This window comes from Maritimimonas sp. 2405UD52-3, assembly GCF_056591715.1.
This window is the reverse complement of the sequence record NZ_JBWQOL010000004.1, coordinates 137,595-151,545: the sequence shown is the minus strand read 5'-3', so window position 1 is coordinate 151,545 and position 13,951 is coordinate 137,595. Positions and strand designations below refer to the sequence as shown.

The window sequence follows — 13,951 nt, the reverse complement described above, 5'->3', positions numbered from 1 at the left end:
AGGTTAATTTACTCGTGCTTACCTATCTGCTCCTATAACTTCTACAGGTTTCATATTATAACTACTCGTCCTTGCTTTTTGCTCTACAAAATACGGCTGAAACGTATAGTTAGAAGCTAAATCCCATTCAGCATTAATCCCTGGTAAATAGTCTTTCAGTTCTTCTATTTTATCTTTATAATTAGGATTATATGCTTGGTTTATCCATTCATTGGGATCAGAACGATGATCGTAGAACTCTTCTGTATTGTCCTCATAGCGGATATATCGGTATTCGTCGACCTTTACCGCGTGATTATTCATACCAAATGTTGTTATCGCTATAGCCTCTTCCAGTCCTTCATCATTTTGCATCAGTGCAACTAAACTAGTTCCCTCATTCCTATTATAAGCCGGTAATCCACTTAATTCTAAAAGTGTTGGGTAGATTGAAAGCATCTCTACGGGCACATTAATCTTCTTGTCTTTTGGTAAATTTGGTGCGGCAAACATTAAAGGTGCCTTGGTAGCAGCTTCCCATAAGGCATGCTTTGCAAAAGTGCCCTTTTCGCCTAATCGATATCCATGATCAGACCATAAAACAACAATGGTGTTATCTACATATTTACTTTGTTCTAAGGCATCTAAAACACGACCCAATTCATAATCAACATAGCTCATACAAGCTAAATAGGCTTGTACAATTTTTTTCCATTCTCCACTTTCTTTCGCCCATTCTGTGGATGGCATCATTGGTAAGTCATTTATCTGCAAACCAACAGGAGGAATATCATTTAAATCATCTGCTAGATACGGTGGTGTTTTTATGCCTTCCAAGGGATGCATATCGAACCATTTTTGAGGTACATATAAGGGTACATGTACACGTAAAAAGCCCAAGCCCATAAAGAAAGGTTTATCATAATCTCTATTTAAGCGCTCTATGACCCAATTAACAGATTGATGATCGGGCATTAAGCTATCATTTTCGGGAAAAGCCCCCCAATCTGTACTCGTTCTTCCGTGTTTCCCTTTTATACCCTTACCAAAACCATCCCAAACAAATCGCTTTTCAGGATAGGGTCCAAAACCCTTTACGCGTCCACCAGATTCATTAAACACACTGTCTGGAGCATGAATATGAAATAACTTACCGATTCCCATAGTGTGATAGCCATTGTTTGCAAAATATTCTGGTAGAAAAGTGATATCCTTAGTACTTGGATTTCCTGGGCGACGAATTTGATTATCCGGAGTCATACCATATATTCCTGTAGTAGAAGGCCTAAGTCCAGACATAATTGAAGCTCTTGACGGACCACACAGCGGCGCTTGAACATGCGCATTGGTAAAGGTTACCCCCATTGCAGCTAGCCTATCAAAATTGGGTGTTTTGGCGTTAGAATACCCATCAATAGGTGTTATCCAATTGTTTAAATCATCAACAGAAATGAACAGTATATTTGGTTTCGCCATAGCGACGCTCTTTTCTTTCATCTCATTGTTGTTTTTACAAGACAAAAATAAGGTGACCATAATGAACGTTATACATACTTTTCTATACATATTTAGGCATCTATTCTTTCCAAAAATTATCGATCTTTTTATTTAGAGTTTCAACTATTTTCGGTTTCGCCCCGGCACTATCTCGTACTTCATACGGATCTTCGTATATATTAAATAGTTGTACTTTTTCATTTGGTTTATTTGTACTATCTGGGATAATCAACTTATATGGATCGGTTATTGCAATTCGGTAAAAAATACTTGACTGAATCGAGTCAAAATCGTGTGCATAGATCTCGCCAAAAATGGCGTCTCTACTTTTGAGTTTCTTTTGATCTAAAACATCAATTCCTTTCATTTCTTTTGGTTGTTCTATATCCAACATACTCAATACTGTAGGTACCATGTCAATGCTACTTACGAGGTTTTGAGTGTCCATTAGCGGCGTGATTTTACCTTTCCATTTAAACATGATAGGCGTTCTCAACCCGTAGTCGTAGGGAGAGCGCTTCGATATTTCATTAAAGCGTGAATCATTTAAATTTTGAACCCACCCGTTATCAGTGACATAAACAAATAATGTGTTTTCTGACAGTCCTTTGTCATCAATATAATCGAATAAGTCTCCGCAAGTTTGATCAAACCATTCAACCATGGCCCAGTATTTAGCTACATATTCTGATGGTGCTTTCGGAAGGTATTTTTGCAATAAACTATCTGGTGGATTATGGGGTGTATGAGGTAAGAAGGGGGCATACCACATAAAAAATGGCTTCTCTTTTTTTACGGCTAAATCAATATAATTGTACAAAGTATCCAACCCTTTTCGGCCAATTTCCAAGCCATAGTCTCCGTGACGTGCGTCTCGTTTTTCGTCACCGTGTGTCATCCCATAGTCAAAGCCTCCAACTTTATAATTACCTTCCCACCATTTACCTGTTTGAAATGAAAGATAACCTTTAGCCTTCAGTAAATCCGGTAAGGTTGTGAGCGTTTCAAAATTTTCTATTATGGGTCTGTAGTTTACGTTTCGTAGTTTTCTCGCTTCTTTTTTATCTGGAATTCGATCATAGGTAACATCGTTACCCAAAACGCCGTGTTGCTGTGGATATAATCCGGTGATAATAGTCGCCAAAGAAGGTGCACAAAGCGAGGTCGATACGTAACCTCTTTGAAATGTCAAACTTTCGGCCGCAAATTTATCCAGACGCGGTGTTTCTATATGTTCATGACCCATAAAACCATAGTCAGTCCATGCTTGATCATCAGATAAGATGAATACGATATTTGGTAATTCCGTGCCAATATTTTCTTTGGTGATAGCTTTATTAGTATTCTTCTTGGTACAAGAAGCTAATAGTATCAGCATGAGTAAAATAACCAAGGAGTGTTGTACTTTTTTTACCATATTTTTATAGTTTATTTTTTATTAACATGGTCCAATAATATTGTTTTTACATGGCCTACATTCCCACGATTTAGCCCTCCATTAGTGGCTCCTGTAATCCAGTAGAGTACCATCCCGGCATCTGAACAATCCCACTTTCCTTTTTGAAATTTGACCACATCATCTAGTTCTGCAATTTTTCCTTGAATCCATATACCTTGAATTCTAGGGTCAGGATGATTTTTCGCCCAGTCCCAATGCTCAATATCAACTTTCAACCCAATGTTTTGATCGGGAATACGGACTTCTTCAATTCCGAAATCTAAAATCTGCTGCCATGTATAATAATCACCGGCGTCGTCATTCGCGGGGTGATGCGTCACTACTTTGACAAATTTGTGTTTTGTTTTTTTGGAAGCATCAAGTGCAAAACCAATAATATCAGGTTCACCTGCTTCAATAATCCATAGTGGATCATTAGCCGTTGACGCATTTATCGCATTGACAAGATCATCTACCGTTTCTTTTTGTTGCCATTTTGCATCGTAAAACGTCATATTATCATATCCGCCCCAGCGTCTTGCCGTTACGTCACAGGCACTTTGCATTAAGGCATGTCGCTCCTTTTCGGCGGCCACTGAAATCCGCTGATTTCTTAACAAATCACAACTATGCGAATAATGTACAAGCCTGTTTTCGAGCCCAGAAGCTCTTAACAAAGCAATTGAGACTGCCGTTCCACCAAGATCATCAGGATCTGGTGAGTTTCCATCTGCAACAATGGCAATGCGACCTGAAGGCGCTTTTATTACAGGTGCAGAATTTTGTACCACCTCTAAGTTGCTTTTGAATGGTGTTCTTATAACATCTTTACCTTTACCAACTGGAGCAAAGATGATACCTGACCAGCGGGCTCTTGCCCATTCTTTTCCATCGGCACTACCTACTTTTGCTACAACCGTAATTTTATCTCCTTTTTTTAGTTTCACATTTTCCCAAAGACCATTGTTATTTTCGCCTTCTTCAAATATGTCTTTCGTTAAAGGAGGTTTAAACGCGCCTAATTTTTTATCATTAATTAGAATTTTGAACTCCGATTGTCCATCATTTTCGCCAACAGCAACAAATACCATATCATAGCTTCCATTTTTAAATGTAAAAGACGTAGATGTTTGCGCTTCTTTTTGTTTGTTAGGATTAATACCAAGCCATTTGCCTCCAGCATGTTTGTAAAATCCAGTACCTTTTATTGGAAAATCATCAATGGGCAAGGTTTTATTTTCGATATTGGATGCGGCAATCTGTTTATAATAGGATTGCATAGGCCAAAGGGTTGTGACTTTTAACCCTTCATCTTTTGGTATATATGAACTGTCTTTGGTTAAAATAAATTTGTCAAACTCAAAACCATCCTCTCGCATACTAAACTGTATATCGTGAATACCTGCCTTTTCTATATCTAAATAAATTGCTTTTGGGACACCACAATGCACTTCTTTTGTTCGTTGTTTGCTTTCCCAAGTCCATTTATTTTTTCCTTCGCACCATTGCATGCGTTCACCATGTTCCGGCCACTCATCATTTAACCCAACGTGTACACCATTATCTTCACTTCCCGTACTAAAAGCACGTACCCAAACGTAATATCGTCCTGGATTATTTATTCTAACTTTATAATGTAAAACTCCAATTTCACCAGCTTTATTCGAGAAATTTTCTCCATGAATTAGCGTATCAGAATGTGTCACTCTAGTATCTGGTAATACTTCAATATAAGCACCATTACTAGCTCCAATATTATGTTGCGGATCTTCGTCCCGTCCTACATTGGACAAAGCGTCTTTAGAGGTTATGTACCATTGTCTGATTTCTGATTTACTTTGTTTATTGAAGTACTCTGCCTCAATGGCAACCATGCCATTATTTTCCATAAAAATAACGTCTACATCAACAATTGGCTTGTTGAAATTTGTCGATTGGGCATTTACAAATATGTTTGATCCTAAAAGTAGAAACAATACAAAATTTATCTTCATTTTTACAAATTATTTAAGTTTTGATTGAAATGTGTACGTTCCAGGTTGCACTTCCAATTCGAAAGCATCTTTTTCTGTATTAATCAACTTCATATTTGAATTATTTTCAAAAGTTTTTCCGTCAATTTGAAGTGCTAGGCTTGAATCAGCAGGTATAATGACTTTAGCTGTTGTATTTGGTGGAATCACTACTTCGAAGTTGAACTTGCCATCTTTAATTTCCCATGAAGACGATACTTTTCCGTAAGGTGTGTTTAAACTTGCCGAAGCCGATGTTAATGGTTCGTTGGGTTGAGGCGCTATTTTAATGATTTTATATCCAGCTTCTAGTGGTGCAATACCTGCTATACGCTCATACATCCATTGTCCAATTGCTCCGTATGCATAATGGTTTAAGCTATTCATGTTCATAGGATTAAACCCTTCTTCTTTACTGTAACTATTCCAACGTTCCCAAATGGTTGTTGCACCTTGATTAATAGAGTAAAACCAGGATGGGTAGGTTTCATTAAACAATAATTTGTACATTAAATCAATTTCGCCTGTTTCATCTAGAACTTCCGATAGTAATGGTGTTCCTAAAAACCCTGTTCGTAAATGATTATCGGCTTCGGCTATCTTTTCTATTAAGAATTTTTTAGCGTTTGCTTTTTTATCTTCTGAAATTAAATCGAAAGCCAAAGCCAATAAATATGATGTTTGTGTTTCAGCAACATCTTTAACTTTCCCTGTATCATCGAAGAATCTGTTCTCAAAAGCGGTTGCTACAGTAGTATACAATTCCTCATATTTAGCCTGTTCTTCTGTCTTATCTAATACCTCAGCAACTTTCGCTGTCAATTTAGCTGAATGTGCATAAAAAGCAGTACCAATTAATTTGCTAGACGTATCACCTCTGGTATCACCATTTTCAGGATAAGGTTGCAACCAATCTGAAAAGGACATCATATTTGAAATATAATCTTTTGATCTCTTCTCATGATATTTCAACCAGTTTTGCATCATATCAAAATTCTCCTCTAAAATACTCGTGTCACCAGTACGCATATAGATTTTCCAAGGGATAATCGTACAGACATCACCCCAACCTGAGCTTCCAATTTTATTACCACGTGAATCGGGTACCGTCCAAGGAATAGCGCCATCTTCTAACTGTGCTTCCCTGACACTTTGCAACCAACTCGTCCAAAATTTATACACATCTGCATTGAACATGGATGTTGGCCCGAATACCTGAGCATCACCTGTCCAGCCTAAACGTTCATCACGTTGCGGGCAGTCCGTAGGAATATCTAAAAAATTACCACGTAAGCCCCAAACGATGTTACTTTGTAGTTGATTCAATTTATCATGTGAAGATGTAAACGTACCGTTATCATCAAAATCGGAATATAAAACTAGACCCTTTATCCAGTCTTTAGAAGGTTCTTTAGAAGTATCAAATCCGCTAAGTTCTACATACCTAAACCCATGAAATGTAAACTTAGGCTTATATTCAATATTACCATCCTGTGAAGCAATGTAATAATCAGTAGATTTTGCACTTCTATAATTTTTAGTGTAAAAGGTGCCATCAGGTGATAGCATTTCGGCGAATCTGATTTGAAGGGTATCTCCTTTTTTCATTGGAACATTTACAACAGGTACACCTACCATATTTTGTTTTAAATCGAACACGATTGCTCCATCATTATTCGTAATGTCTTGCGGCGTTAACACTATTTTTTCTTTTACTGTAGCGTGGCGTTTAGGTTCTAACTTAACGTCATCATCAATAGCTGCAACTTCAACGGACGTCCAATCTTTATCATCAAAATTATTTGTCGTCCAATTGGGCATTTCTAAATTCGCATTATAAATTTCGCCATCATAGATTTCTGCGAACTGAAGCGGACCATTTGTCATTCCTTTCCAACTATTATCAGAACCAATAATTTCTTTGGTTCCATCACTCATCGTTATTTCTAACTGAGCTAAAACTTTTGGAGAAATCGTATTATCCCATGGTGTTGTTCCCCACAGTAAACGACCAGAATACCAACCAGAAGCCAGTTCAACACCAATTGTATTTTGTCCTGATTCTATTAAATTAGTAACATCATACGTTAAGGTCTCAATACGTTTGTCATAAGTTGTAAATCCGGGCGACATCGCGTCATCAGAAACATTTTCACCGTTAATAGAAACATCAAACACACCTTTAGCTGTAATGTATAAACGTGCTGAAGTTACGTCGTTAGATAACTCAAACTCTTTTCTTAAGTATTGTGGTTTATGTATGAGAGTATTTCCACGCCCTCTAACACTGTCTTTAGCGGTATCTAAACCAATCCATTTGGCTTTCCAATCGCTATTGTTTAATAAACCCAACTCAAAATGATTGGGTTCGCTCCACTTTGAGGCTTCGTCATTTTGGTTCCAATACTTTACTTGCCAATATACTTTTTGGCGAGATGCAAGTGGCTTACCATCATATTTAACCCATACAGATTGATTTGTTTCTTGTTTTTTGGAATCCCATAAATCTGCATTATTTGGCAATTGATCTGGACTACTGGCAACAACTATTTGATATGCAGACTGACTCGATACCTTATCAGAAACTGGTAATTGCCATGAAAATATAGGGTTAGCATCGTAAAATCCTATAGGGTTTTTAAATCCCTCTGAGACCGTTAAGAATATAGGTTGCTCAATAACCTGCTTAGTGCAAGAGCTCATAAAAAAGATTATGGCAAGGTAAGTGATTATTGAGATAAAAGGTGCTCGTTTCATGTTTAATGATGCTTTTAATTAAAAAGTATAATAAAGCAAGGTTCTTTTTTTTTTCAAAAAAACTGTCCTGCCCTGTCTCGCTCGAAAAAAGTCAATTTATTCGACCTTTATAGTGGCAGCGACTTCGGTCGTATCTTTTGGAAAATTGATCATTATTGGTACAACTTCAACCCCAGGTACCATATTGAAAATACGTTCTTTCTTAGAAGGTTTGATAGCGATTGGGGCATTTGATTCGATAACAACGGTGCCTCCTTCTTTATAAATTTCGACCCTGTTATCAGAAGGTTGAACTACTTTTTCACCGGTCGGTGAAAGTATCGGTAAAACCAATACATCTGTATTTGAACCAGATATATTTCTTAGCGCTCTTATAATAGTTTTTTCTTGATCAAAGAGATAGTGCAATTGCACCTCCCCTTCAGATTTCGGTGTTTGTTTTTCTCGATTCGTCAATGCGGCATCTACCACAAAATGTACAATTCCGTTTGCATCTGTATTAGCTACTTTAGCTTTTAAATCATGAATAGTTGTATACCATACCCCATCATCATAACGCTCAATGCGCGGTGTTATACAAAAGTCCTCACCGGGTTGTTCCTGCTGATTATACGGTTCCACCTCAATATATTCAGCCATACTTGCAGTAAATAGCGGACCTACTTTTTCATGCCATAAAACCGCTAATGCCCCTCCTGTGGCTGCAACAGAATATTTCTTTTTCCAAATCTGATCATAAGAAGATACCGTTCCTCTCCAGGGACCTCTGGCTACTAGCCATACGTCAAGGTCAGCAATATGCTTAACGCCATCATTTGTCTTTCTTGGAATTGGTTTATTCTTATTTACGTTTTGTAATTTGTCCTTATTATCTAATACAAAGGCTAAACTCTTTGCATGTGCAAAGGTATGATGAATACAGGGTGTTATGTCATGAGTTTGGTAGTGCAACCCTCCTGCCAACAATCCATTTACAGTACAACGTTCCAGTAATTCTGTACTCAGAAAAGCTGCTGTGCCGAAAGCGGGATTTCTATCAGCCATTAATGAAAATGCCGGTTGACAACCATCAGTAGTTCGACTTCCCCAATAGGTCCATTTATTTTGTCTGGTGCCCCAGCTATTATCCCAAGCACCGTCTGGTAACATAAATTCCAGATGACCATTTAAAGATTCGGTTAATAACTGTACTAATTTTTCGTCTTTTTCAAGAATCGCATATTGTACAACACCGTTTAATGTCTCCTCGACATTATAGCCCAAGTCTATCGGGTATAAACCTTTTGCACTTTTTTCATTATCGGGATTATCCTCTCCGTAGATTAATTTATTTGGTTCTGTTAGCCAATTCGGAATTTCATCAGCAAATTCTATACTGCGCGCAATATATTTTTCTTCATTGAAATAGTTGCCTAGAAAATACAATGCATAAATGGCGGTAAATCGATAATTGATATGACTGAAATTCATATCGAATTTCTTATAAATAAAATCAGCTGCTTTTCTTAATCGTTGCTCCCATTTCTCTTTAACTTCTTTGGGTAAAATATGTCCGTGGTGATGTAGGGCCTCTCCTAAAGCAATCGCTCCAAATACTGTGATACCATTCCATGATTTTGGGTTTGCCATTACCGTCCAACTTCCATCTGGTTTATCAACGTTTTTAGACCAATCCATCACTCTTATGGCAGCATTCAAATATTTTTGCTCACCAGTTATATCAGCCATATACAAAAACGGATATACTGAATCCATACAACGACCATGAATGAGATCACAGGCATGACAGTATAATGCACCGTTTGAAGCTGCATCGTCTGGGTTATTAACTTGGTCCCGTATCATAGCGTCACACCAGGTCGTTAGTAAATTAAAGCATTGTTTCTCGTAGGCTGTCATGTCACCAATATTCATTTTGGTATGCTTACCATCATTTCCCACACATGCATACATTGGGAACATTAAACCGATACCTGTTGCTGCTGATAAATTTATGAACGATCGTCTTTTCATATGTTTATTTTTTACTCCTGTGTTATTGTAATAACTGCTTATTCCAGATAAAATACTTCTTCTAAAGAGGTTGAAACAGGTGAATTGTCATCATGAACTTCCATAATGTCAGCCATAAAATCCCACCACTTTTGAACTACCTGATTGGTAGCTAAATCTTGAGAACCACTTTTCCCCGAAATTTTTTGAAAAGCAAAAAGAGTGTTCGTCTCATGATCAAAAAAAATAGAATATTCATGAATGCCCACAGACCGCAACAATTCTTTTAGTTCCGGCCAAATCTTTTTATGCCTTTCAATATATTCATTCTTGAAGCCTGGTTTTAGTTTCATTTTAAAGGCTAATCTTTCCATTTTATGCGATTCTTTTACTCACTATTTTACCAAGTAGCTGTTGTACACATTCATTTGAGATCAAATTCATGTTGGTATTTTTTTGAAGTTCATTGAGCTTTTTTCTTACAAAAGGTAAATTGATGGAATTTCGAAGTACTACTTCACTCCGAGCTGTAGAATTTTTCATAATACGGGTTCTTATTATAATAATTCCATCAACACAACCATCCTGGATAAAATTTAAACATTGCTCTTCCTTTTCATTGTTATCATGAGATTCGAGGATAATAACTTTGTAACCTTCTCTAAAGGCATGGGCTTGTATTTTCGCAATAAGATCGGAGAAAAAAATGGAATTTATCTTCGGTATAATAACCGCAATGATACCGGTTCTTTTAACTTTCAACGCTCTTGCTGCGTTGTTAGGTGTATAATTGAGTTTTTTAGCTACCCTACTAATTCTACCTTTTGTTTTTCTACTTATTTCAGAACTCCCATTTAAAGCTTTCGAAACCGTTGATACCGAATACCCTGACTTTTCGGCAACTTCTCTAATTGTAATGTTTAATTGCATTTCTCAATTATATTGAAAGCCAACACATCTTTCCGATGAAACAAACAAATTAGCAGCATTAAAAAAGGTGAATAGCAACCTTTAAAATTATTCATGTTAACTAAGACACGTATGAAAATATTGGCAATTTAGATGACCCTATTTAAAGGTCGAATCAAATATCAAACACTATTCTTAGCTAAAATAAACTTCAACTACAAATCATTCATCCCGTACTGTCCTGACTAGTTGATCTGCGGAAGGTTTATCATTAATTTTTCAATTTATTGCCAGTATTACAGTATTTTAAAAGTGATGAGGAATCACGACTTGCCTGTGATCCAACGAGACAATAATCTTCTATATCAAATTGACTACCCGCCTTGGCAAATAAAAGCTTCAAACTTCTTTGCGCAGTTTTGAGACTATGGATCTGTTCGTAATCCCATTCCTTCTCCCCTTTGGCATAAGGTTTTAAAAACTCATACGCCTTCATTAAACTTGCACCCTTACTTGTCTGAAAATTCCATAAATCCATATTGACCTTTGACCCAAGAAATGCGAGTTGTGTAAATCCTCTCAAATTCATTACACTATAAGATAAGGCTTTGGTTCGTGCCAATTCATGAGGTTGAGATCCATCTGGTTTAATTTGTTCAGGGATGCGCTCTTCTTTAACGGCTTTTAGAACTTCTTTAGCCTCTTCTATTCTATTTAAAAATAAAAGAATACTGACTACTTGTACATCATACCAGGTAGCATGATTATTCTTCGTATTCTTTTCGAAAACCCCATTTTTACTGGTTTGAAGCCAATTGAGATACGATGCAAACCACTCTCTAAGTTCTTTATTCATAACAGCATCCATACTTTCGTTAATCTCTAAAATTTCTATAGCAGTTATAATCTTGGTAATTCCGGTAAATTCAATTATTCCTATACCTCTACCCGTATTCTTACCTGGAATTCCCTGTGCAAAATTAAGGTTAGGGTTCATTTTTGTATCGGGATTGATAAACCAGGTTTCAAGAAGTTCAACTAACTTTTTAGCATACTTTTTCTCTTCTGAAAAGAAATATGCTAGAGCTAATGTGTACGTATTATTGAACATCTTATTTTTTGTTTCGAAATCGGTGCTGTTTTTTCGAGTCATCGGATTAATTTCACCGTCTTTTCGTATCCATGGGAGTCCATCTGAAGTATTGGGATTGGGCCACCAGTACGGACCTAAACTTAAATAATCATGTTTGTCGCCACTCGCGGGTGTTTGTGTTTTGGTCACAACGCTAAAAACACCTTCAGCCAAGGCACTATCTGCTTTTATCAATAATTTTTCTAAGGCTTTCTTACGGATATCTGCGCCGCTCTTAATGTCATTTTTTATAGCTTCTAAACGACCGAAATTCATACTCGTAAGTGTTTTTTGACCAGCTTCGTTTGCGTTCTGAGCTACCGCCGTAACGTGTACTAAGAAGTAAGCTATTACCCATAAGAAAGTTGACAATATCTTCACATTTATTTTTTTGGCACCCCTCATTTTATATTAAAATAATTATTTGATTTGTGACCCAGCTGTCTCAAAAGTTTTACTTGGTTTGAATCCAATACGATGGGCTTGTACCCGTATTTTTGCATCTTTTGTAACTGCAAAAGGTTTCTGATAAATACTCCAGGCATCTGGATACTCGGTATCTTTTGTCTTTATCTTATAACCTATAGAGGCCCCAGGGGTTGAACTACTTATAGCTACTTCACCATTAGAAAATATGATTTTTGGTGTGGAAGTACTCGGCTGGTTATCGGCACCCATCCATAGTTGATCAATCAATTTCTTTTCGGATAGGTTCGGTTGATCACCAATATTTGTAAGCCATCTGTCCATTTCTCCTCGTAACTCTATAAGTTTTTCTTTGTAGGCCGGATTCTCGGCCAAATTCACTAACTCATGAGGATCCGCTCTACAATCAAACAATTCTTCCTTGGGCTTGGTCTTTCGAAACCATTGAGCCTGCGTATCATTTAATTTTCCTTCCTCATGCAGTCTCAATAATTCCTGCATTGTGGGAATTTGCTCTCTATAGCCAAGAGGTAAATAGTAAGGTTGTTCTTGCCGGTAATTTCTAATATATTTAAATTGTCCGTCTCTAACCGCTCTAATAGCATCAGTTACTTCATCAAATCTATCGGCTGCCGCATGAATATAGTTTCGCTTATTTTCTGACTTGTATGTTCCTAAAAAAGATTGTCCTTGCAAATAATTAGGAGGGGCTATTCCTACTAGAGACAATAATGTTGGCACAAAATCAATAAAGCTGACTAACTGTTCATCTTTGGTTCCCGCTCTTAATTTATCAGGAAATCGAATGATCATTGGCGTATTTAAACCTGAATCATAAATGAGTCGTTTTTGCCTTGGTAATGGTCCTCCATGATCACCATAAAAGAATATGATGGTATTCTCAAGTAGTCCATCATCTTCGAGTTGTTTTAAGACGGCTCCTACCTGTCTATCCATCTCAGCTATATTGTTATATAATTTCCACATATCACGCTTGGTAACGTCAGTATCTGGGAGGTATGGAGGGATATTAAACGTTGTTTCTTTTGCTAAATGCTTTGGTGTATCTGCCTCTAATGTTCTGTTTTTTGCATCAGGCAGTCCATTTTGCTTCCATGTGTACGTCGTATCACCACCACGGTAATGTCTGGTCTCTATTTGCCTAAAGCCGTAGGGCTCAAACAAACCGGATTCATGTGTTTCGGTAAAATTAAAAATCGAAAAAAATGGTTGATCCTTCTTTCGATTTCGCCAATGTGCGTACGGACTACTTTCATCCCATGCCGTTTTTGGTGCACGGAATTGATAATCTGTTTTATAATTGTTTGTGCAATAATAACCCTGCATACGGAGTAATTCACTAAGCATTTTAACTTCAGGAGGGGGTATTGCTTCATACGCCGGCAAGCCTCTTTCTTTTGTATAAGAATTGGTACGCATGTGATTTGCTCCAATACTTGAGGGATACATACCTGTTGCAATCGCTGCTCTACTTGGAGCACAAACACCCGAAGTAGAATAAAGATTTGGAAACACAATACCTTCTTTTGCTAATCGACTTAGATTGGGTGTTACAATGGTAGAGTCACCAAATGAAGGAATATACGGACCCATATCTTCTGTAACCAGCCATAAGATATTGGGGCGCTCTTGTAGTTGTGCAAATGATGAGTCTTTAGGCCCATCTGGCTCTTGATTTTTTTCTTTTTGACAATTAATTATTAAAAGACAAATGAAAAAGGCGATCGCTAACCTACTTAAAGCTAAACGAATATTATTCTTATGGGGAGCCATTGTTTCCTCCATTTA

General features: G+C 37.2%; 9 protein-coding genes. All 9 read right to left on the bottom strand.

All coding sequences use genetic code 11. The features are described 5' to 3' along the window. Nucleotides 1-18: 18 nt before the first annotated feature. A complete protein-coding gene (locus tag AC1EU5_RS10810) occupies nt 19-1,476 on the bottom strand; it encodes a sulfatase (RefSeq protein WP_480192402.1) in 1,458 nt (485 codons plus the stop codon). A gap of 79 nt (nt 1,477-1,555) precedes the next feature. After that, the gene (locus AC1EU5_RS10805; protein WP_480192401.1) at nt 1,556-2,893 is read right to left on the bottom strand and encodes a sulfatase family protein; all 1,338 of its coding nucleotides are present in this window, start codon (nt 2,891-2,893) and stop codon (nt 1,556-1,558) included. A gap of 11 nt (nt 2,894-2,904) precedes the next feature. Beyond that, nucleotides 2,905-4,908: a hypothetical protein gene (locus AC1EU5_RS10800; protein ID WP_480192400.1), complete on the bottom strand. Its 2,004-nt coding sequence runs from the start codon at nt 4,906-4,908 to the stop codon at nt 2,905-2,907. 9 nt (nt 4,909-4,917) lie between these two features. Then, nucleotides 4,918-7,683, bottom strand: a complete 2,766-nt coding sequence (locus tag AC1EU5_RS10795) for a family 78 glycoside hydrolase catalytic domain (RefSeq protein ID WP_480192399.1) — start codon at nt 7,681-7,683, stop codon at nt 4,918-4,920. Nucleotides 7,684-7,779: 96 nt separating this feature from the next. Further along, a complete protein-coding gene (locus tag AC1EU5_RS10790) occupies nt 7,780-9,696 on the bottom strand; it encodes an ulvan lysase-like protein (protein WP_480192398.1) in 1,917 nt (638 codons plus the stop codon). A gap of 38 nt (nt 9,697-9,734) precedes the next feature. Next, nucleotides 9,735-10,049, bottom strand: coding sequence for an L-rhamnose mutarotase (rhaM, locus tag AC1EU5_RS10785; RefSeq protein ID WP_480192397.1), 315 nt, complete (start codon nt 10,047-10,049; stop codon nt 9,735-9,737). A 1-nt stretch (nt 10,050) separates the two neighbouring features. After that, nucleotides 10,051-10,605, bottom strand: coding sequence for a LacI family DNA-binding transcriptional regulator (locus AC1EU5_RS10780; protein ID WP_480192396.1), 555 nt, complete (start codon nt 10,603-10,605; stop codon nt 10,051-10,053). A 250-nt stretch (nt 10,606-10,855) separates the two neighbouring features. Continuing rightward, entirely contained in the window at nt 10,856-12,097 is a 1,242-nt protein-coding gene (locus AC1EU5_RS10775; RefSeq protein WP_480192395.1) for an alginate lyase family protein, read from the bottom strand. 39 nt (nt 12,098-12,136) lie between these two features. Further along, a complete protein-coding gene (locus tag AC1EU5_RS10770; protein ID WP_480192394.1) occupies nt 12,137-13,948 on the bottom strand; it encodes a sulfatase family protein in 1,812 nt (603 codons plus the stop codon). Between the last annotated feature and the right edge of the window lie 3 nt (nt 13,949-13,951).